At 34.0% G+C, this 21,510-nt stretch carries 18 protein-coding genes; 16 read left to right on the top strand and 2 right to left on the bottom strand.

Features of this window, described 5'->3' with window-relative positions; translation table 11 throughout:
• Window positions 1-2,256: 2,256 nt before the first annotated feature.
• The 5 genes from ACQ7EO_RS07045 to ACQ7EO_RS07065 all read left to right on the top strand — a co-directional run bounded on the left by ACQ7EO_RS07045 (window position 2,257) and on the right by ACQ7EO_RS07065 (window position 5,673).
• Window positions 2,257-2,856, top strand: coding sequence for a recombinase family protein (locus ACQ7EO_RS07045; protein ID WP_434279226.1), 600 nt, complete (start codon window positions 2,257-2,259; stop codon window positions 2,854-2,856).
• Window positions 2,857-2,978: 122 nt separating this feature from the next.
• Window positions 2,979-3,254, top strand: coding sequence for a hypothetical protein (locus tag ACQ7EO_RS07050; protein ID WP_434279227.1), 276 nt, complete (start codon window positions 2,979-2,981; stop codon window positions 3,252-3,254).
• 1,133 nt (window positions 3,255-4,387) lie between these two features.
• Window positions 4,388-4,648, top strand: a complete 261-nt coding sequence (locus ACQ7EO_RS07055; protein WP_434279228.1) for a hypothetical protein — start codon at window positions 4,388-4,390, stop codon at window positions 4,646-4,648.
• Between the two features lie 456 nt (window positions 4,649-5,104).
• The gene (locus tag ACQ7EO_RS07060) at window positions 5,105-5,428 is read left to right on the top strand and encodes a hypothetical protein (RefSeq protein WP_434279229.1); all 324 of its coding nucleotides are present in this window, start codon (window positions 5,105-5,107) and stop codon (window positions 5,426-5,428) included.
• A 41-nt stretch (window positions 5,429-5,469) separates the two neighbouring features.
• Window positions 5,470-5,673 (top strand): hypothetical protein, encoded by a 204-nt coding sequence (locus tag ACQ7EO_RS07065; protein WP_434279230.1) that lies wholly within the window; start codon window positions 5,470-5,472, stop codon window positions 5,671-5,673.
• A gap of 640 nt (window positions 5,674-6,313) precedes the next feature.
• Here ACQ7EO_RS07065 and ACQ7EO_RS07070 read toward each other — a convergent pair.
• On the bottom strand, window positions 6,314-6,658 hold the full coding sequence (locus ACQ7EO_RS07070; protein ID WP_434279231.1) for a hypothetical protein: 345 nt from the start codon (window positions 6,656-6,658) through the stop codon (window positions 6,314-6,316).
• 855 nt (window positions 6,659-7,513) lie between these two features.
• Here ACQ7EO_RS07070 and ACQ7EO_RS07075 point away from each other — a divergent pair.
• Together ACQ7EO_RS07075 and ACQ7EO_RS07080 are read left to right on the top strand one after the other, a co-directional pair.
• On the top strand, window positions 7,514-8,755 hold the full coding sequence (locus tag ACQ7EO_RS07075; protein ID WP_434279232.1) for a DcaP family trimeric outer membrane transporter: 1,242 nt from the start codon (window positions 7,514-7,516) through the stop codon (window positions 8,753-8,755).
• Between the two features lie 86 nt (window positions 8,756-8,841).
• Entirely contained in the window at window positions 8,842-10,068 is a 1,227-nt protein-coding gene (locus ACQ7EO_RS07080) for an alpha/beta hydrolase family protein (RefSeq protein WP_434279233.1), read from the top strand.
• 138 nt (window positions 10,069-10,206) lie between these two features.
• Here ACQ7EO_RS07080 and ACQ7EO_RS07085 read toward each other — a convergent pair whose 3' ends face one another.
• Entirely contained in the window at window positions 10,207-10,329 is a 123-nt protein-coding gene (locus ACQ7EO_RS07085; protein WP_434279234.1) for a hypothetical protein, read from the bottom strand.
• Between the two features lie 284 nt (window positions 10,330-10,613).
• Here ACQ7EO_RS07085 and ACQ7EO_RS07090 point away from each other — a divergent pair, with 284 nt between their 5' ends.
• From ACQ7EO_RS07090 to ACQ7EO_RS07130, 9 genes are all read left to right on the top strand, one after another.
• Complete coding sequence (locus tag ACQ7EO_RS07090) at window positions 10,614-10,943, top strand: hypothetical protein (RefSeq protein ID WP_004724819.1); 330 nt, start codon at window positions 10,614-10,616, stop codon at window positions 10,941-10,943.
• A gap of 178 nt (window positions 10,944-11,121) precedes the next feature.
• Window positions 11,122-11,856, top strand: coding sequence for a UTRA domain-containing protein (locus tag ACQ7EO_RS07095; protein WP_434279235.1), 735 nt, complete (start codon window positions 11,122-11,124; stop codon window positions 11,854-11,856).
• Between the two features lie 149 nt (window positions 11,857-12,005).
• Entirely contained in the window at window positions 12,006-13,007 is a 1,002-nt protein-coding gene (locus ACQ7EO_RS07100; protein WP_434279602.1) for a putative 2-aminoethylphosphonate ABC transporter substrate-binding protein, read from the top strand.
• A gap of 72 nt (window positions 13,008-13,079) precedes the next feature.
• Window positions 13,080-14,273 carry an ABC transporter ATP-binding protein gene (locus tag ACQ7EO_RS07105; protein ID WP_434279236.1) on the top strand — a complete coding sequence of 398 codons (1,194 nt, stop codon included), beginning with the start codon at window positions 13,080-13,082 and terminating at the stop codon, window positions 14,271-14,273.
• On the top strand, window positions 14,267-15,982 hold the full coding sequence (locus tag ACQ7EO_RS07110; protein ID WP_434279237.1) for a putative 2-aminoethylphosphonate ABC transporter permease subunit: 1,716 nt from the start codon (window positions 14,267-14,269) through the stop codon (window positions 15,980-15,982). Before ACQ7EO_RS07105 ends, ACQ7EO_RS07110 begins: the two co-directional genes overlap by 7 nt.
• Window positions 15,983-16,095: 113 nt before the next feature.
• Window positions 16,096-17,250 (top strand): TIGR03364 family FAD-dependent oxidoreductase, encoded by a 1,155-nt coding sequence (locus ACQ7EO_RS07115; protein ID WP_434279238.1) that lies wholly within the window; start codon window positions 16,096-16,098, stop codon window positions 17,248-17,250.
• A 56-nt stretch (window positions 17,251-17,306) separates the two neighbouring features.
• Window positions 17,307-18,440 carry a 2-aminoethylphosphonate--pyruvate transaminase gene (gene phnW / locus ACQ7EO_RS07120; protein WP_434279239.1) on the top strand — a complete coding sequence of 378 codons (1,134 nt, stop codon included), beginning with the start codon at window positions 17,307-17,309 and terminating at the stop codon, window positions 18,438-18,440.
• Window positions 18,441-18,632: 192 nt separating this feature from the next.
• Window positions 18,633-19,448 (top strand): phosphonoacetaldehyde hydrolase, encoded by an 816-nt coding sequence (gene phnX, locus ACQ7EO_RS07125; RefSeq protein WP_434279240.1) that lies wholly within the window; start codon window positions 18,633-18,635, stop codon window positions 19,446-19,448.
• A 969-nt stretch (window positions 19,449-20,417) separates the two neighbouring features.
• On the top strand, window positions 20,418-21,386 hold the full coding sequence (locus ACQ7EO_RS07130) for an esterase/lipase family protein (protein WP_434279241.1): 969 nt from the start codon (window positions 20,418-20,420) through the stop codon (window positions 21,384-21,386).
• Window positions 21,387-21,510 lie beyond the last annotated feature (124 nt).

The raw sequence follows: 21,510 nt of genomic DNA on the forward strand, positions 1-21,510 counted from the left end.
TCTAATGATTGAACAAATATTGATGCAGACACCTTCTAAAGGCAGACTATCAGAACTGTGTTTTGAGGATCAAGTTTATCCTGTTTAGGTTAAGCTATTGGAAATGGGTGCTGAATTTTATTCCATGTTCTTGCAAATTACGGTGCATGAGAGCCAAGAGCATCCAGAATTGATCATCAAGTTGAAGATACGTTAATCTAGACATGTTTGTTTAGTTTACCCAAAGATATCCCTGAAGGTAAAGGTAGAGATTGGAATGTTGTGATCATTGTAGATGTAACTGAAATTTCAATTCAAAGGCAGAAAAAAAAGCTTTAGTGACAAGAAAAAGGTTCTCACTTCAAGAATATAAACGATTCCTCACAATGTAACTCAGCAAATCTTGAGTTATACATGGCCAACTGTATCTGGCTGAACTGTCTAAACGAAATCTACATTTAATTCCAATTTATTTGTTTTGGTAGATAAAGCTATCCAGAGGCTTATACTATATCATTCAACAGCCTATTACCCATCTAAAGCTAAAAACGTTATGAAGTGGATCTTTTACTGAAAAAATATAATTTAGAAATAAATAAAAACAGCATAGTCATTGAGCATGTATGCCGTATATTAGACCTAAATAGAGTGTTATCAAAATAGAGAAAAAAATTTTGCTTAAGATTTAATATGATTGTAATTTTTTATAATTTGGAGTTAATGTTAGGGTAATTTATAAAAATAAAATATTGATTAAATTTTACAAAGGGTTTTTTAAATTAATTAATGATGGATTTATTAATTTTTGGTATTTTTTAAATATTATTTTTTTGGAATTATTTTAGCTTTGGGGGTTGATTGTTTTTAAAACGCAATGCTTAATATTGTTTTTGGATTTTTAGATGTTGCTTTTTATTGACTTGAATGGAGTGTTGTGAAATAAGTTTTGGTAATATATTTAAATTAGTTTGTTTTTGTTGATATTTTAAGTAAGTTTTTCCTTAAAAAATTATAATATTTAATTATTCATAGTATTTGAATTTTATTTTTATATTGACAATGGTTTTCTTGTTGTTGTATGTTTTAGTGGTTAGGTTTTTTTGAGTGATTAAATTTTAGTGGGTATTGTGTGGGAATGAAAAATGACTGAGTGTGTTTTTAAAATAATATTTTATAATGGGTGTGAAATTTTGTTTTAAATACGGATGAAGATTTGTTTGTGTGGAAATATATTACGTTAAATTGAATTTATAATTTTGAAAAATATGTGATCGGTGAATTTTTAATATAATTAAATTAATTTGTATTTTTATATTGGATCTTAATAATAAACCAGAAAAAATCGTATTGAGCGGATCATATTGGTATTAAAGGTTCCTTATATATCGGGTAGAAGGTTAGAATAAGTGATGATATGTTGATTTATATTTTTAAAAATTATAAAAGAAGCCTATTATAATGATTGATTTAATTTTTAAAGAGGTGATTTTACAGGAAATCTTATTAAATTATTGAAATTTATTCTTATTTTTATTGCTTGTATTTTTTATTGAAGATGTTTTTATATTTTTTAATAATTTAAAGTGACTATATTTTTAATTTTTATATTTATTTTGGTAGTAAGTTAAAATAAAAAATGGAAATATGGTTTGTTTTAAATAAGAAATTATGCTTAAAAATATTTTGAAAAAATAATGAGTCTAATATTTTGATAAGAAATTTTAAGCACTTTTAAATGGATTTCCATGGATATTGTTACAAAGCGCTTTATTTTGAAGATTTAAAGTAATTCTATGTTTGAAAAATGTTCAATAACGTAAAGCTAATAGTTGAATTTTGTGTATTTTCTCTATGTACTTAACTGGTTTTAAAACATTCTTAGATAAAAGATTTTAATGGAGATTAGGTAAATGTAACTTAAATTTTATTAATGGATTTATCTAATTTGTATGGATTTTTAGATGATGTAAAAGTAATTTAATCATCACACTTTTTTTTGAAAATTTGACATTCAGCAAAAAATTTTTAAGAAAAAATAAACTATATTATAAATTATCAAGAAAAAATTATTTTATAATTGGAAGATTACAATTAAAATTATATAGATGTAATCAATAATATATTGTTTTTTAAATAAAAATATTGTTTTTTTGTAAAAAAAACGTTTAATAATATGTTTAAAATAATGATTAATATTAATTAATTTTATACATATTTAATGAAAATTAAAAGTATGTAAAATGAGAAGTAGTTAACTTTTATGACAGGGTGTCTTTGATGAGAATGTATGGTTATTTCAGGGTTGATCCGGGCCTTAAAGAAGATTTAAATGAATATTATAGTTTTTTTAATAAATATGGATATCATATTCAACAAAATCGATTAATCTGTGAGGAAGTTGCAATAGATACACCAATCTTTTATAGAGATAAAATTTTAAACTTAGTGAACTATAGTTTGGAAGAGGATAATGTACTAATAATAAAAGGTCTTGATAGTTTAGGGGCTAGTTTTTCTGAAATATTTGAATTTATAAATATGATAGAAGCTAGGAAGGTTATATTGATTTGCTTAGATTACTCTAGGAATGAAATAAAAGGTGATATCAAAAGACTTTTTTTCCATTTTATAAAGATGGGAGCTGATTTTGAAATGAACTTTAAAAGAAATAAAAAAAATAATATAAAAAGTGATGCCGTCAAGAAAGTTGGACGTCCAGAAATTTTAAATTATGATCAGAAAAAAGAAGTAGTTGAAAAATTCAAAAAAGGTTTAAGCGTTTATGCTTTAGCAAAAGAATATTCAGTTACTAGGACTGTCATTCAGAGACTATTAAATAAGGAAACAAAAAGAATTATAAATTTTGGTATTAAATGAATTCATAACAAGATAAAAATCTTATTTAATATGAATTTTATATATTTTCTAGAATTCGCACTTTTATTAGGTATATGAGTGCGGTTTAGTTTTTTTTATTTTATTAATTTGAGGTTGATTTTATGAAAAAGTGGAAGTGTGATAGATGCAATGGTTATATTTTAATTGACTTTGATTCTATTAAAGTTAACGATAAAGTGGATTTTAAGATTTTTGAAGATACTAGCGGTATTTATTCAAAATATGCAACTGGTAGAGTGATATTTAGAGACGGAGATATAATATATGTCGCTTGTGAATTTGGCTTTCATGTTTTAAATAAATATAAGGTTTACCCTAGTGGAGCACCCATTGGGTTTATTTACAATATGTTTTGGGTTTGTTTTTGTGATAATTAATTTAAATTGTAAATATTTAAAATAATATAATTTTGAAGAGGCATAATTTCAATCCATTTAAGAATTAAATAATATGATTAATAAAAGGAGTGTTTTTTTTGCTGGGTGATGAGTGGGTGTTGTAGTGCGCTAATGTAATGGCTTGGGATTTATTAGGGAAATTAAGAATAGTTATTAATTATAATGAGGAATCTAGAGAGATAAGTGAAAGTTATTTTTTGACCATAATGGTTCTTGAATTTAAGATTATTGAAATTTTAATTTATTTTAAATCGAAATTTTAAGAAAATAATTCTGACATTTATATTTGGTGGTAGTCAGAATTCTGAATTTTAAAAATATTTCTTATGATTGTTAATGATTTAATCTATTTTTTATAATGCCATATAATATAAAACTAATATGCTCAATGCATATTACTTCTTTATTAAATACGCTGATAGTTGCGATATCGTAACTTTCCTTTCAAAATAATAGAACTTAAAAGTAGAAAAACGAATAATATTATTGAAGGTGATTTTCTATGGAAACATCTAAATATTCGGACAGCTTAATGATGAGTATTGTAAAGTAAGCCGAATCAGGAACACATGTCCCTAACTTATGTCGTGAACATAGCATAAGTTCCGCAAAATCTATAAAACGAAAGCAAAATATATAGAGGTATTGATATTACCAAAATGAGGCAATTAAAAGAATCAGATTCAAAACTGAAAATACCCCCTCTGAAACATATGCTTTAGGAAACATTTTCAAAGAAGTTATAGGGTCCAAGTAGATCTCTTTCTCAACGAGTCGTTGGGCAAGCTAAGGTCTCAGTGAGTTAAGATCTGCCTAATATCCTAAGCCACTCAAAAAACTATTGTTATACAACTGAATTAGACGAGCAAATGAGATCATCACAGAAAGATTATTTAAGCTAACCAATTAAAATAAGACTTAGGAGCTTTTAGCTTTGCTTTTCTTATCTGCATATTGTCAAAGGTTATTCATGAAAATATAAACATGTTTATCGAATTTAAAGGGGGCTTGAGATTTACCTACAAATTAAGCTGAACAAATGTATTAAGCAAATAATGCTTAAATTGATCGCAGTAATATCAAAATCGAATGAATTCTGGTGAGCTTTATGCATGACAAACTCAGTAATGGTCACAGCTATCGAATTCACAATGTTATTACCTAACTTTATCCGTGATTCTCAGGATATATTAGTTGATTTTTCTTTGCTAGATCAGCCAATACTCAAAGGACTGAATCAATTAACTGCATGGCAAGGTAAGGAGCGTACAAGTAGTGATAATGAACCAAAGTACCTTTTTATTAGTTTAATCCAATCAATATGTACTCAGCATGAAATTGAACATGTATTTATTCAGCATGGTAATCCATAACAGAATGCTTAGGTAAAGTGCTTCAACTAGGCGGTCTGATATGAATGTTTGAATTAATTTTTATTTCGAGATTTTGAATCCCTCAAAACTATACAGCTATATGGCATCATTTTATAACCATGGATAACTTCATATGTTAGTTGAAGGTAAACCATATGAATTTTAAAAACTATAATAATTTCATTTATTTATCCATTAAACCATTTGAAAAGGGGTGTTATCGATTTAATAATTTTATCTATAAAATTTGGATATGGTATTAAGTTTTTAATAAAATGTATAAAAAATAGATAGTTAGATTGCTTTAAAAAAAATATTTTAATATAAGTATAAGTTTTTGATTTTTAATAATAAAATATTTATATAAATTTAAATATGTTTTAAACAGTGTGATACTAATCTCATTTTGTTTATTATTTGCTAATTAAATCACTTTTATGGGTTTATTTATAAATAATGAACACTCAAATTTTCGAAATGACTTATCAAAAAGGCACAAATGAGAGTACTAGTGTATTTTTCACTATGAACAATTTAATTTCACGTAATCTTTTTATTCAGATGATGAGAGATGATATTGATATAGAGTTTAATAATTTTAAAATCAATCACTTAAGTGATATCGAAACAGATTTATTTAGCTTGCATGAAAACATACATAAAGAAAGTCATTTTCATCTAAGTTTAATGGAGAGTAAATTCATTGAAAGTGGAAATGCTAACTTTGATAATCATATTTTTTTGTCAATTATTAAAAGAAATGTTTTAAAAATAACTTAGAAAATTATGAATTTCATCTCTTTTTATACATAGGCCTTTCTGTGAATCATCTAATAACTACGAAAAAATTAAAAAATCACTATATCCGTGATGGCGAGCATCCTTTTGTTATTATAACAAGTTTCATTTTTGCAGCAAAAAAAGCTAATTGGAATAAGGAAGAAATTCAGGCAATTTTAACTCAAGCAAAAGCTAATGATTATAGCGGTTTTATAAAAACTATAAAATTATATGTTAATAATTGATAATGAGCATGCTTTCCAAAATACCATCTAGTATCAAATAAACCTATTAGGCATATTTTATATAATTGAATGAGGTTTTAAGTATTCTTCTTTAATGCATGATTTAATTTAAAATAAATGCTGAAAATGTGATTAAATTGGTGATATGAAATTAAAATTCTATATGCTAATTTTTCGAAAAAATGATAAACTATTTATAATACTCATGCCTCAATCCATTTTTTTTAAACTATTGATAAATAACTAAGACTTAGAGTGTTTTAAAATCATACAAGCTATCTTATTATTTCTTAGACATTACTTTTATTTTCTTTAATTGATTCAGCCTTAAATTTAGCTATATGATAAGTAAACTATTGATTAGTGTTATTATTTTATTAACTGGAAGTCTTTATTTTTTAACGATACATATCATTCTTGTCAAAGAAGCATTGCAAGCTACATCAGCAATAGAATATTAAAGAATATAGATTTATTTTATAAGCGAGAAATATTGAAGTAAAGAACAGAGTTTTTGGTATTTATAATGTTTGTAAACTTCATCGGACTAAAGTATAAATACTCAATGAAATTCATTGAGTATTTATATAAAGAAAAGTTAACATATTTTGAACCAGATATTCTTAAAATAGCATTTTATTTAGAATTTTTGTTCAATTGGTGTGTTTTTATTTAAGAAACCATTTTTCTTCGCCGTTTCACATGTTACTGTTCCATATGCAACCACTTTATCATCGCTATTTCTAAAGCCAACATAAAGAGGCGTCTCAGTGCCATTAGGTAGTGTATGCTTATAATTATAACATACCCCACTACCATTCAAAGTTGGAATTGTTGAAAGTGGTTTTCCAAATTGTTTCAAAATAGTTGATTTGTTAGAGCCAACGATAAATGAATCAGCTATTGTCGAATCTCTTAAAAGACTTAAAGTATTACAAGCAGTTAGTAAATAAATAACAAAAAATCCAAAAACAATGCGAAGCATGATGTATTAACTCCTAAGTTTACATTCTACCAAAAATATATCATAGAATTTTAAAGGCTACATTGAATATGTGTTAAAAAAAGTTAACTTTAACTAATCAAGATTATGGATTTTTTACCACCAGTTTTTGCCTGAATCGTTTGTTTTTCTTTTGCATCAAAATCAAAGACAGTAAATAAATACTAAATTTGTTGCGAGTTTAAACATATTTATGTGGAATATTGCTCAGAAGCTTTAATTGTTTAAATATATATTTGGTTTTAATTGGCGTATTACGCAAGTTTACTATAGGAATTCAATTTTACTATTTTTTAAATATTGAAGCCTTAGTTTTATCTCAACAATTAGTATATCTAATTCTCTAACTATGTTAGAAGAATCTTAAAACACATCAATGGATTTACCATTGAGTTTACATCAAACGGGGTCAAAATAGCGTTTTCTGCTTTTATAAAATGAAATAATTATGCAGTAAAAAAAATATATACATGTATATAGTATTCAAATAGTACTTGAATGAAGCTCCAGAGTAAAAAGTGAATTAATAGCTGATCCATTTTATCAATATGCTTCTTCACGTCTGTAAATTGCTGAAAAATCGATGTATGAAATGTATGCTGAAATTCTCATTCTATTCCGACATTAGTCATTTTTAACTTTTGTGAAAAAATGTAAATTAAGTCACATGTATTTAATTATTTGTGCTTTTAAGTACATAATTATCTCAAATACAATTAACGTAATGCTATCAGTATTCAAGATTTCTAAAACAAAAATTGATTTTTTAGCGAAGTAATTAGGATTAAAAGATCAAATTGTACGGATGCACATCATAACTAAAGCTAGGAGTATTTCATGAGTCTATTCACAAATCGCAAGCCATTGATCGTCAAAAGTTTAGCATTAACAGTAACAGCTTTGATGGTAAATGCAGCTCAAGCTGCTACTGACAGTCAAGAGATTCAACAATTACGCAATGAAGTTCAAGAATTAAAAGCACTTCTTCAACAGCAACAGCAGCAAGTAAGATTAGTTGAATCTAAAGTTCAAGCAGCGCCATCTTCTTCAGTTGGCTTAAAGTCTAAGTCTGGTGCAGATATCAATATTTATGGTTTTGTTCGTGGTGATGCGAACTATATCATTGAAGGCGGTGATGACGACTTCAACAAAATCAGTTCAACCAATGGCGAAGCGAAAGATAAACTCCGCGCTACAGCAAAAACAACACGTATCGGTTTAGATTTTAATACACCAGTAGGCGATGCTAAGGTTGGTGGTAAAGTTGAAGTTGACTTTGCAGGTAATGGTGTAAATGAAAACCTTCGTATTCGTCATGCTTATTTAACCTATAACAACTGGTTATTCGGTCAAACAATATCTAACTTCCTATCTAGCCATAACCCAGAAATGATTGACTTTGCAACCAATGCCGGAGGAGGCTACGCACGTATTCCACAAGTACGTTATGCATACAATTTGGCACCGACTACCAAATTATTAGTTGCTGCTGAAGAGGGTAATAGTACTGGAGTTACAGGTACAGCAGTTAAATATAGTCTTCCTGTGTTAACAGGTAAAATTACACAATCATATGCTGATGGCAACGGTAATGCATCTGCACGTGTTTTAGTGGAAAACTATAAAGATAACAATGTTGGCAAAGACAAGACTGGTTGGGGTGTTGCAGTTGGTACAGACTTTAAAGTTACTGATCCTTTAAAACTTTTTGCTGATGCATCTTATGTGGTTGGTAATAGCAACTACTTATACGGAAGTAACAATGCATATTCTGTGGTAAATGGTGATATTGAACAGAATGAATTCACTGCGCTTCAAGTGGGTGGGACATATAAAATCTTACCTAACTTACGATCAACTTTAGCGTATGGTGCATTGTTTGCTGACAACGGTACAGATTTTGCCAAAGCAAACCAAACTGCAAATGAAAAAATTCAACAAGCTTGGTTAAACGTGATCTATTCTCCAGCGAAACCGATTGATTTAGGTATCGAGTATATCAACGGTAAGCATGAAACTTTTGCGGGTCAATCTTATAAAGATAACCGTGTAGGTTTAATGGCGAAATACAATTTCTAATTCTAATTTAGAAATTTATTGGCCAAAAAAGGCCGAAGTAAATCGTATATGTTACTTTTAAAAAATGTGTTTTAAGGATAGTTCACATGAAAAAAAAATTATTATCAATTTTAATTCTAAGTTCAGGATTGGTTTTATCTGCATGTAATAACGGTGGTAGTGGAGGGGATTCATATGAATCAGCTTCCAATACTGATGTAAATAATATCGCAAATCCAGTTGTTGGCACGCCTACAGCATATACCAAGACAGATTTTTCTGCTGTTGCTGCGGATAGTGTGGTGATGACCTATAAGATGAAAGGAGTTAAAGGGACTGAAGTACAAGCAACATCACTGGTTTTTACGCCTAAAACTGCACCGCCAGCTTCAGGTTGGCCTGTCGTTGTTTGGGCACATGGAACAACAGGTGTTGCAGATATGTGTGCGCCGAGCCGTAATGAGACCAATGTTTATATTAAAGCAATGATTTCCAAATTCCTTGCTGAAGGTTATGTTGTTGTCGCACCTGATTATGAAGGCTTAGGGGAACCGAGTGGCACCGAATTACATCCGTATTTAAATCTAAAAAGTGAAGGCTATTCGATTACAGATGCTGTAGTTGCAACACGTAATTGGTTAGGTAATAAAGTGTCGCGAAAATGGGTGACTGTAGGGCATTCTCAAGGTGGGCAAGCAGCTTTAGGTGCTGCGCAATATGCTGATCGTGCGAATTTAGATTATAAAGGTACGATTGCTGTTGCACCTTCTTCACAATTGAATTTGATCCTAAATAATCCAGGAGAACCTGGAGATGCAAATGCGACCATTGATCAACATATTCTTTATGCATACTTAGATACTTTTACTGCACTAGTCGTGGCAGGCTTACGTAATTCAAACCCAACTTTAGACTATAGCCAAGTATTTAAAGTACCGACCGATACAATTGCGAAGAATGCAGAATCCGTTTGCTTAAATACACTTGCTATTCAATTTTATGATGCAATGACAGAATATTCTAGATTGAATTTGTCATTGAAAAATTATCCAAGAAAAACAGATACATTTATGACTTCGCCTGTCATTCAAACTTTCTTGAATAAAGATTCTCAACCTTTACAAGTCCAAGTCAAGACGCCTGTAATTATCTATCAAGGTGGAGCAGATGTCATTATACCGCAAGTGGCAACAGATACTTTATATGGTACGGCTAAAGCACTAGGGACGTCTGTGAATTACATTACCGATCCTGCTTGGGATCATAATACGGCTTATGCCTTGAATATTGATAATATTGTTGCTGATGTGAAAGGGATGTTTGCAGCGCAATAAATATTTTGAATTGTAGATTTTACCAAATGGTTTATGTTGAAACATGAGCCATTTTTTATTTAAATTGGAACAAACTTCATTCTGCTTATTAGAAATCTCTTTGTGAGGATTTTTTAATTATATAGTTACATTCTTATTTTAAACACTTTGGGTATCGGAACCCAAAGTTTCAGCGAGCATAGCCACAAGTCTCTCAACTTTACCTTTAGGCTTGAGTGAAAGTTGTCCATCTATCACAGGATATTGTTCACCCAATTGCATTGTAAAATTGGTCTACTAATATAGATGATTTTTTAAGTTATGTTCGAGGTGAAAAATGGAAAGTTTGAAGTGGTTTATTACTGTGTATTAGATCTAACAGCTCCCCATTTTGAGTTGATTGAATGAGTAGAACACCAAAGTCCTTATACTGTGATCATATGCTGTAGATCGCTTTATAAATGCTCATATAATTATGGCTGACTAAAATATCATTTTCACGTCACTTTAAAGTTTGGCAAATTATTTTATTGTAAAAGTGAACAAACTTAATCTGAGAGAAACTCATGAAAAATGTACTTAGTCGAAGTGTAACAGCTTTAATCTGTATGGGTGCTTTAATGACCACAGTTCAAACATGGGCACATGAGGATGAAGATAAAGTATTGACTAGAACAGTCGATGAACAGCCAAAAGACAAAAAACAAAAGAAATGTGAAAAAAATTGTAAACCAAACAATGATCCTAAAACTCAAACAAATAACTCAACGCAACATCAGCATGGAAACGCTTCAGAAATGTCACAAATGGATCATTCAAAAATGACCAATATGCCTTCTTCGATGAAGGATATGGATCATTCAAATATGGAGATGCCAAACAAAACAAATAAGTAATTCTTTGAGAAAAATCATGAGTCTTTTTGACTCAACACATTTCAGTGTGATCTCAAAAAGCTCATCAAAAGATGAGCTTTTTTAAAACATAAAATTTGTTATGAACTATGCTTATTTTAAAAATGTCATCGCTTAGACATGATATTTGAGTATATTAGAAGAAATTTTCACAAAATAAATGTGTATGCCTGTTCAAGAAACGACTTCTCCACGTATTCCCAAATATATTGCCATTCGAGATGCTATTGCCCATGAGATTGAGTCAGGGCAATGGAGTGCCAATACCAAACTGGCTTCAGAGCGTGTGTTGATGGAACAATTTGCTACCACACGTGTCGCTGTTCGAGAAGCATTATTGGCTTTGGAAATGGATGGTCTTATTTATCGTTTAGATCGCCGTGGTTGGTTTGTTCGTGCGCCACGAATTATTTACCGTCCGCAATCGACCAAAAGTTTTAACCAATATGTGACTGAGCAAGGGGGTGTACCAAGTACGGAATTGATTTCTGCGGAATTGCTGCAAGCGACCTCTTGGGATGCAGCACATTTAAAAATTTCGGTGGGTGATAATATTTATTCGATGTGGCGACGTCGTAGTATCAATGGTCGTCTTGCGGTAGTTGAACATTTACGTATCAATGCAAGTTTATTTCCTCAATTCTTAGAACAACAATTAGAAGGTTCTATTACGACTTTGATGGCAGAGCACTATCAACGGCAATTGACCCGAGCGCATATTAATCTCTATCCAACAGTTTTGTCAGAACAACAAGCCAAAGCTTTGCATGTCAATGTTGGTAGTATGGGGTTATATATTTGCCGTACCAACTGCGATCAAAATGGAGTAATTACCGATGTTGACCAAGAATATTGGTTACATGATGTACTCGATTTGCATTTTGAAGCGTCATGATAAAGAATTAAAATAATTAATCTGGTTTAAACCAGATTAATTAAATTGTCATAAACTTTTGTTGAAATACAGGCTATCAAGAAGCAGCATTCGTTAGGAATGTCATAATGAGCCCGTATCTGAAACAGCAGCAAAAAAAGCTCCTCGCCATGGGCACAAGTATTCTCTTTGCTTGTGTCAGCACAGCATGCACCACGTCTTCAACCTCGAATGATGTTGAGCAAATCACAGTCTATACTGCGGTTGAAGCGGATCAATTAAAGCGTTATCAATGGGAATTACGCAAAGCTCATCCTGAATTAAAAGTAAAATGGGTGCGTGATTCGACAGGTGTGATCACCGCAAAATTATTAGCAGAACAAAAGAATCCACAAGCAGATGTGGTGATGGGACTTGCTTTGACCAGTTTATTGGTCATGGAAAAAAAAGACTTATTGCAACCGTATCGCCCGAAACATGTCGAACAACTTAAAATCGATTTTTATAGCCAAAAAGACATTCCAACATGGACAGGCATGACCGCTTGGGAGTCGGCTGTTTGTGTCAATACTGTTGAATTGGAAAAGAAAAAACTACCGATTCCGCAAACCTGGCAAGACCTGACTAAACCAATTTATAAAGGGTTAATCGTGATGCCAAATCCGGCATCGAGTGGCACAGGCTATTTGGATGTGACTGCATGGATGCAAATTTTTGGTGAAAAGCAAGCTTGGCAATATATGCAGGCACTCGATAAAAACATTTCTCAATATGTGCATTCAGGCTCGAAGCCTTGCAAGATGGCGGCTCAAGGTGAAACGGTCATCGGAATTTCGTTTGGTTATCCGGGCTTTAAGCTGAAATCACGTGGTGCACCTTTAGAAATTGTCTATCCGAAAGAGGGGCTAGGTTGGGAAATGGAAGCCTCAGCCATTGTCAAAGGTACGAAAAAACTCAGCAGTGCAGAGAAATTTATTGATTGGAGTGTTAGCCAAGCTGCCAATGAAGCTTATGCACAAAACTTTTCAATGGTGGCACATCAAAATGTTCACAGCAAAAACCAAGACTTCCCAAAAAATCTTGCGCAGCAATTGGTGAAGAATGATTTTTATTGGGCAGCTGAACAGCGTGAATCAATTCTAAAACAATGGTCAGCAAAATTTGAAAAGTAATTGAATCATATACACACAAAAAGCTATTCAGAATCAGTTATTCAAAATTAACGATTAAAAACTAGGTGCAGTATGCAAATTCCATCGCATTTACAAAATAGTAGGACAGGGCAAGCCATGCCAAACTCGGCAGGGCATCTACTCTCAACTTTAAGAACATTTAAAATGGCAGAATCAAAAACAGTGCTTGAAGTGATGGATATTCAAAAATCTTTTGGTTCAAGCCGTGTCTTGGAACACATTAATCTTGACCTGAAAGCAGGTGAATTTGTTAGCTTTTTAGGTCCATCAGGTTGTGGTAAAACAACATTGCTACGCATCATTGCTGGGCTTGAACAGCCTGATTATGGCAAAGTGATTAAACAACAAATTGATATTACCCATTTTAATACTGCAAAACGTAAATGTGGCATTGTTTTCCAAAACTATGCACTCTTTCCAAACTTAACTGTGGCGGAAAATATTGCATTTGGTTTGCATAAAAAACACTGGTCAGCGCAAGAGATTCAATTTCGTATCAATGAATTATTAAACTTAATTGAATTGCCCAATATTGCGGAAAAATATCCCAATCAATTGTCAGGTGGTCAGCAACAGCGTGTGGCTTTAGCCCGTGCGATTGCGCCCAATCCTGATGTTTTATTGTTGGATGAACCTTTGTCCGCTTTGGATGCGTTGGTACGTTTAAACCTCCGCCAAAAAATTCGTACCATTCAATGTCAATTAAATTTGCCTGCGATCATGGTTACGCATGATCAGGAAGAGGCGTTAAGTATTTCTGACCGTGTGGCGGTGATGAATAAAGGTGTGATTGAACAACTTGATACGCCACATAATATTTATTACAAACCGCAAACTCGTTTTGTAGCACAGTTTATTGGTTCGATGAATTTTATACAGACAGTAGCGGTCGATACGCATCGTTTAAAAATGAATGAGCAATCTTTTATTGAATTTCCACATTTAAACTTTGCCCAAGATGAACATTATGAAATTGCTTTTCGACCTGAAAATGTCAATTTAGTTGCTGGAAATGAATCTTCTACTGAATATTTAAATTTAGCTGTACGTATTGTTAATACTGAGTTTTTAGGCGCAAAACGTCGTTTATTCTGCGTGGTGAAAAACCAAAATCAGGCAGATGACAATATGTTGCAAGTTGATGTGGATCATCAACATATGGCGGTGGTGCAAGATGGAATGTATCTGCAAGTGCCGATTCGTGACTTACATGTGTTTGATTCACGAGGGCATGCGAGATGTTAAATCAGTCTGCTGCAGATGCTTTATTAAGTAGTCAAACAGCACATCGTTTTCGTTATTCATTGCGTTCAAGTGCGGTGTTGTTTGTCGCAGCAATTCTATTCACCATGAGTTTGATTGCACCCTTAATCGTATTGATGCAAAGCGCATTTTTAAATGAACAGCATCAATTTGTCGGGTTGGATAACTTTACAGCTTATTTTTCCAATCCGGCCTTAATCTCATCGATTTTTAGTTCGATGTGGATCGCCATTACAGCCATGTTGATTACGGTGAGCTTGGCAAGTGTTTATGCTTTTGCATTGATCAATTGCAATATTCGAGGCAAAGCTTTCTTTAAAACCGTGGCATTTTTACCGATTCTTGCGCCTTCACTTTTGCCTTCATTGGCTTTGGTGTATTTGTTTGGTCAGCAAGGTGTTTTTAAGGGCATGCTGGGCGAGGTGGAAATTTATGGTCCACTAGGCATTTTGATCAGTTATTGCTTTTGGCTATTTCCTGCCATGGTCATGTTGATGATGGGTGCATTTCGCCATATTGATCAACATTTGATTGAGGCTTCTCATGCTTTAGGAAAAAATACACTACAAACCCATTGGGCAGTGACTTTTCCTGCGATTCGCTATGGTTTAGTCAGTGCCTGTCTGGTGGCATTTACTTATGTCATTACCGATTTCGGGATTCCCAAAGTGATTGGCGGCTCATTCAATATGATGGCGTTGGATGTGTATAAGCAGATCATTGGTCAACAAAATATGAACATGGGTGCCGTCATTTCGATTTTATTGCTCTGTCCTGCGGTGTTGGCATTCATTTTTGATCGATACCAAAGTCGTCATCAGGAACGCTATCAAAATTTCCAAATTCAGCCTTATCGTTTGCGTGCCAATCCTCGAATTGAAAAAGCATTAACTGTATTTTGTGGGGTGATTTCAGGCGGCATTTTACTGATTATTGTGACTGCGATTCTCGCATCATTTATTCGCTATTGGCCCTATGATTTGTCAATGACCTTAAATCATTATTGTTTTGACTATGTTGATGGTGGTGGTTGGTCAAGTTATTTTAACTCAATCAAATTGGCATTGTTTAGTACAGTTTTTGGTACGATGATAATTTTCATCGTTGCCTTATTTAGTACCCGTTTTAAAGCACATCCTTTACTTAAAAACTATGTAAAAGTCTTGGTGTTATTACCTTTGGCTGTGCCGGGCTTAGTGTTGGGTATTGCTTATATCTTGTTCTTTAATGCACCGCAAAATCCTGTGTCTTTCGTTTACGGTACGATGACGCTGTTGGTGATTTCAACCATTATTCATTATTACACTGTGCCACATTTGACCTTAACGCATGCGATTCAACAGATCCCAAATCAACTTGATCATGCTGCACAAAGTTTAGGATCTTCACATTGGACAATGTTCCGCAAAGTATATTTGCCTTTAACCTTTCCTGCGCTGTGTGATGTGTTGGTGTATTTATTTGTCAATGCCATGACTACTGTTTCAGCTGCGATTTTCCTTTATTCACCTGATACCAATTTGGCATCGGTGGCGGTGCTGAATATGGATGATGCAGGTGATACCGTGGCAGCTGTGGCGATGAGTATTTTGATTTTACTCACCTCATGTGCAGTCAAGTTGCTGCATTGGTTATTCACTCGGAAAATGATGACGTCAACACAACGTTGGCGTGAGCAAACACATTCATAACAAATTGATCTTTCAGTCAATCTTTTAATTAACTAAACCATTTGAATTGAACGCTTTCTTTTAGGCGCTGGGGATTTTGCGTGCTAAAAAAAGTAGATAAGGTGGAAAAGACAATGAATACAGCACAATTTGACTTAATTATTGTCGGTGCAGGCATTTTAGGATTATCGGCTGCGATCCAAGCGGCAGAGCAAGGTTTAAAGGTACAAGTCTTTGAAAAATATGCACAACCTATAGGTGCGACTCGCCGTAACTTTGGCATGGTTGGGACTTCGACGCTAAGTCGTCCTGATGCGAAATGGCGTGAATATGCTTTGGCAACCCGTGAATTTTATCAACGGATTCAGGCACAAACCAATATTTCATTTCAACAGCGGAACGGTTTGTATCTCGCGAATACCGAACTTGAATGGCAAGTATTAAACGAGTTTGCTCAAGCTGCAGCTGATTATCAGATTCCTGTAAGTCTATTGTCTAAGCAGCAACTGTTTGATCAATATACTTATTTAAACCCAGAAACTACGCTACGTGGCGGTATGGTGTTTCATGAAGATTATTCAGTTGAGCCACATTTGGTTGGACTGCGTTTGTTGCAATATGCCGAAAAACTTGGTGTACACATTCATTGCAATGCTTCTGTGGTACTGACGCAATTTAACCAAGGCATGGCGCATATTCGCTTGGCATCAGGTCAAACATTTACCGCAAATAAAGTCATGATTTGTCATGGTGAAGAGACACAATTGTTGTATCCCGAGCTCTTACAACAAAAAGGTCTATTGCGTTGTACTTTACAAATGGCATTAACCAAACCGCTAAAAGTCAATCTCAAAGCTTCGATTTATTCAGGATTGTCGATCTCTCGTTATCCCGCTTTTGAGATTTGCCCAAGTCATCAAGATTTACGCAATGAATCACAAATCGGTTTAGTTGAAAAATACGGTATTCATATCCTGATTAAACAAAATGAATTCGGACAAATTATTTTGGGCGATAGCCATGAATATTATCCGATTGAAGACATACCACAATTTAATCAACGTGAAGAAATTAACCAATTCATTTTGCAATATTGCAAAGAAAATATTGGCTTAGAACTACCTGAAATTGAATCTCGTTGGAATGGTTACTATCTGACTCATCCTACGGAATTGGCATGTGTGATGGAAGCTGAAACCAATATTTTCCTTGTCAGTGCGATTGCAGGCAAAGGCATGACCACAGGCGCAGGATTTATGAAAGAAATTTTAGAAAATTATATTTTGTAATCTGGTTTAAACCAGATTTGTTTATACTGTATGAAATTGAACAAAGGTTAGGCGAAATGAACGCAAAAATTGAACTTGCAAACACAATTGAAAACGATGTTGAAAATAAATACTTATTGTTGACACCGGGACCATTGTCTACCTCGAAAAGTGTGCGTCGTGTGATGCAACGTGATTGGTGTACTTGGGACAAAGAATATAACGCATTGGTTCAGGAGATCCGCAGTCGTTTGGTGGCGTTGGCAACTGCAAAACCTGAACAATATAGTGCTGTGTTGATGCAAGGCAGTGGGAGTTTCTCTGTAGAAGCAGTGTTAGGTTCAGCGATTCCAAAGGATGGTAAAATTTTAATTATCAATAACGGGGCATATGGTGCACGCATGGTGCAAATGGCTCGATGTTTAAAAATTGACGTGGTGGAATTACGCTACCCTGAAATGCAAATCCCTCAACTGGCTGATATCGAAAAAGCACTTGAAGATGACAATATCACTCATGTGTCATGTGTGCATTGCGAAACCACCACAGGTTTATTAAATCCAATTCAAGCGATTGGACGCATTGTCAAAGCCAAAAACAAAGTGTGGATTGTCGATGCGATGAGTTCTTTTGGTGGTGTGCCAATGGACATTGCAGAGCTTGAAATAGATTTCTTGATTTCAAGTGCCAATAAATGCATCCAAGGTGTACCAGGCTTTGGTTTTATTTTGGCAAACCGTGAGCAATTACAAGCGTGCAAAGGTTTGGCTTGTTCAGTCAGTTTAGACCTATATGACCAATGGAACACCATGGAACAGCATAATGGTAAATGGCGTTTTACTTCACCCACTCATGTGGTGCGTGCTTTTTATCAAGCACTTTTAGAATTAGAACAAGAAGGTGGAGTAACCGCTCGTTATCAGCGTTATTTCAATAATCAACAACGTTTAGCCGCAGGTATGCAAGCGCTTGGTTTTGAAATGGTCTTAGATCAAGACGCACCACAATCTCCAATTATCACTACATTTTTATATCCAAATGAAGCCGATTTTAGCTTCCAAGCCTTGTATGAAAATTTGAAACAAGCAGGGTTTGTAATCTATCCCGGCAAAGTCACCGACTTAAATTGCTTCCGTATCGGCAATATCGGAGAGATTTATTTAGATGATATTGAACGGCTTTTAACAGCGATTGAGCACTATCGTATTTGATTGGAATTCACAGCTCCTTTTCTTGTGCCATTTATGGCTCAGGGCGGAGGTTAGGATGGGGAGATTATAAATCCACTTCCTAGCTCTTCTTTTAAAAGGAGCGGGCGCTGCCATTAGAAATTAAATATTACGCAAAACTTAACTTACGCAAGACAGCTATTTTTAACTTTGAGAAATGAATAGGATAACCTTATGAACACTTCAAATTCAGCATTACAAGCCGTGGTTTTTGATTGGGCAGGTACAACAGTAGATTTTGGTTCACGCGCACCCATTTTGGCATTTATGGCTTTATTTGCAGATAATAAAGTTGAAATTTCAATTGAAGAAGCACGTGCACCAATGGGTTTGGAAAAACGCGATCACATTGCGGCAGTTTTGAAAATGCCTCGTGTTGCAGATGCGTGGAAGCAGGCACATGGTGCTGAAGTGACTGTGGCGGATATTGACCGTTTATATCAGGACTTTATTCCATACCAATTGAAAAGCATCCCGAGCTGCTCAAAATTGATTCCGGGGGCATTAGACGCATTTGCTGATATTCGTGCCCGTGGTGCAAAAATTGGCAGTAATACTGGTTATGCTTCGATGATGATTGGTCAATTGGTGCAAGATGCAGCTGATCAAGGTTATGTGCCTGACTGTACTATTACAGCCAGTGATGTGAAACATGGCCGTCCTTATCCTGAAATGTTGTGGAAAAACCTAATTGAACTTGATGTGTTAGATATTAAAACTGTGGTGAAAGTGGATGACACAGTGGTCGGCATCGAAGAAGGTTTAAACGCTGGTTGTTGGACTGTGGGCTTGGCCGTCAGTGGGAATGAAGTGGGGCTAAGCTTCGAAGAGTGGTCTGCACTTTCAGCGTCTGAACAACTAAGTTTAAAAGAAAAAGCATACGCAAAAATGAATGCTTCAGGTGCACATTATGTAATTGATAGTATTGCTGACTTACCTGCGGTATTGGATGCGATTGAACAGCGTTTAGCAAATGGTGAAAAGCCTTAACAGATGATCAATACCAGTCTTTATGACTGGTATTCTTTTAGAGCTGAAATATAAAATCTTTTTTGTTAACTCCCTCATACTACTTGAAAATGATGAATTCCTGAGAAATAGTTTAATCAGCCTGAGTGTATACTGGGTTGTTTGTAGTGAACAAAACTAAGATTCAAATCGATTTAATTAGAAGATGAGTGCGGTTTTCCAAAATTATTTTTATACAACCTATGTTGCCTAATAGCTTCCATTCAATGTTTTGCAATGTAAGCTGCCCTACAAATAATGATGACTATTCACATGTATCTGTTTAGGTGGTATTTAGCAACGGGACGATTTTCTTGGCTTCACACAGCATCTCTAAAGTTGTATCTCAGCATTTTCAGTAAATTGAACTGATGAGTTACTTTTCGTTCTTTTCATATCCAAAACAACAAAGTCATCAACGCCCCGTAATATGATTGAGGAATATTTTAAATATTATCAATGAGCTTCTTTTAATTTAAGACCACTACAAAACCTATTCCTTCTGAGTGAAGAGGCTAGCGATCTAATTAGACAAGTAAGCGACTTACAAAATTTACACAGTTAAGTGAATAAACGTGATAGATCATGAAAGTCTTTCAGCTATTGAACAAGCTAAAAACTGGAAAAATAATTTAATGTGCTTTTAGAAAGGCTGAAAAGAAGAAATTCAACAACTGCCAAAACTACAAGATATAAGGACGCTGCGTGATTTAACCAAACAAATGCAGTCACTTCATTTATGCAATCAACCAGAATAAATGTGCTTGTAGAACTTTGAATATATCCATGACCAAGGAGGGTAAATAGGATTGAGTAAATAAGGCTTTTAGATGACAGCTTTATTTATGAGGAGCGCTATGCAAAAAAACAAAAAATGCATGGTTATAGAGGATTTATAACGTGAATGATGCTGATTTCTAAAGAAAAGAAATCAAGATAGCAGGGAAATATATGAAACAGACTTTACTCACCGCTAGTATTGTGGTTTTGGCCACATTGGCTATGCCAGTTTTTGCTTCTGGTTTACAGAGTGTTAGCAGCAACTATGTGGCTTCTGATTATGCAAAAACTAAATACCCAGTCGTATTTAATCATGGGATGTTTGGTTTTACTCGACTCGGTCCTACAGCTTTTGGGATGGATTATTTTTATCAGGTTCTTCCCGATTTGGCACGTAATGGTGCGACGGTTTATGCGACACAGGTTTCTCCACTAGAATCCACCGAAGTTCGTGGCGAGCAGTTGCTACAACAAGTAGATGAAGTTTTGGCACTCTCAGGAAAGTCAAAAGTTAATTTGATAGGTCATAGTCATGGTGGACCAACCATTCGTTATATAGAAGCCATTGCACCTGAAAAAGTCGCCTCTCTCACTGCTGTTGCTGGAACGTTTAAAGGATCCAAAGTTGGGGATGATATGTTGGATAATCCTAGTGAGAAATTTTTATTTACCGTTCTAGGACAGTATATCGTTGCGCCAGTGGAACTACTCCTACAAGGCAATCCTGATTTGCCAATTAGTCTGGATCGCTCATTGAAATCATTAAGTGAAAAGGGTTCTGCAGAATTCAATGCAAGATTCCCAACTGCGGCAATCCCATCTGATTGTGGCAATGGTCAGAAGATTACCAGTAATGGGGTTTATCATTACTCGTGGACAGGTAAAGCTCAAGCAACCAATCTACTTGATGTCATTGACGTTGCCATTTCCACCATGGCACCGAGATCTTATAAAAATAATGACAATGATGGTTTGGTTAACCGTTGCAATGCACATTTCGGACAGGTGATTCGAGATGACTATAATCAAACACACCTAGATGAAATTAATCAGATTTTAGGGTTAAAAGCATGGTTTGGACCAGATCCTGTGTCACTTTATCGTCAACAGGTCAATCGTCTAAAACTTGAAGGGTTATAAGGGAATATCATAAGCAATAGACTCTAATATTTTGAAAATTAATATTAAGCGCATCATAAGGGAGTCTGAATATTCAGGCTTCTTTTGTTTAGAACACAATGATTGGCTTTGAATTTAACGTTTT

The organism is Acinetobacter sp. CE-15, assembly GCF_051059255.1.
Classification (GTDB): domain Bacteria; phylum Pseudomonadota; class Gammaproteobacteria; order Pseudomonadales; family Moraxellaceae; genus Acinetobacter; species Acinetobacter guillouiae.

What these genes read in the sequence shown, in the direction of transcription:
- ACQ7EO_RS07045 (WP_434279226.1), top strand. Translation starts at nt 2,257, where the DNA reads ATGAGAATGTATGGTTATTTCAGGGTTGATCCGGGCCTTAAAGAAGAT.
- ACQ7EO_RS07050 (WP_434279227.1), top strand. Translation starts at nt 2,979, where the DNA reads ATGAAAAAGTGGAAGTGTGATAGATGCAATGGTTATATTTTAATTGAC.
- ACQ7EO_RS07055 (WP_434279228.1), top strand. Translation starts at nt 4,388, where the DNA reads ATGACAAACTCAGTAATGGTCACAGCTATCGAATTCACAATGTTATTA.
- ACQ7EO_RS07060 (WP_434279229.1), top strand. Translation starts at nt 5,105, where the DNA reads ATGAACACTCAAATTTTCGAAATGACTTATCAAAAAGGCACAAATGAG.
- ACQ7EO_RS07070 (WP_434279231.1), bottom strand. Translation starts at nt 6,658, where the DNA reads ATGCTTCGCATTGTTTTTGGATTTTTTGTTATTTATTTACTAACTGCT.
- ACQ7EO_RS07075 (WP_434279232.1), top strand. Translation starts at nt 7,514, where the DNA reads ATGAGTCTATTCACAAATCGCAAGCCATTGATCGTCAAAAGTTTAGCA.
- ACQ7EO_RS07080 (WP_434279233.1), top strand. Translation starts at nt 8,842, where the DNA reads ATGAAAAAAAAATTATTATCAATTTTAATTCTAAGTTCAGGATTGGTT.
- ACQ7EO_RS07085 (WP_434279234.1), bottom strand. Translation starts at nt 10,329, where the DNA reads ATGCAATTGGGTGAACAATATCCTGTGATAGATGGACAACTTTCACTC.
- ACQ7EO_RS07090 (WP_004724819.1), top strand. Translation starts at nt 10,614, where the DNA reads ATGAAAAATGTACTTAGTCGAAGTGTAACAGCTTTAATCTGTATGGGT.
- ACQ7EO_RS07095 (WP_434279235.1), top strand. Translation starts at nt 11,122, where the DNA reads ATGTGTATGCCTGTTCAAGAAACGACTTCTCCACGTATTCCCAAATAT.
- ACQ7EO_RS07100 (WP_434279602.1), top strand. Translation starts at nt 12,006, where the DNA reads ATGGGCACAAGTATTCTCTTTGCTTGTGTCAGCACAGCATGCACCACG.
- ACQ7EO_RS07105 (WP_434279236.1), top strand. Translation starts at nt 13,080, where the DNA reads ATGCAAATTCCATCGCATTTACAAAATAGTAGGACAGGGCAAGCCATG.
- ACQ7EO_RS07110 (WP_434279237.1), top strand. Translation starts at nt 14,267, where the DNA reads ATGTTAAATCAGTCTGCTGCAGATGCTTTATTAAGTAGTCAAACAGCA.
- ACQ7EO_RS07115 (WP_434279238.1), top strand. Translation starts at nt 16,096, where the DNA reads ATGAATACAGCACAATTTGACTTAATTATTGTCGGTGCAGGCATTTTA.
- phnW (WP_434279239.1), top strand. Translation starts at nt 17,307, where the DNA reads ATGAACGCAAAAATTGAACTTGCAAACACAATTGAAAACGATGTTGAA.
- phnX (WP_434279240.1), top strand. Translation starts at nt 18,633, where the DNA reads ATGAACACTTCAAATTCAGCATTACAAGCCGTGGTTTTTGATTGGGCA.
- ACQ7EO_RS07130 (WP_434279241.1), top strand. Translation starts at nt 20,418, where the DNA reads ATGAAACAGACTTTACTCACCGCTAGTATTGTGGTTTTGGCCACATTG.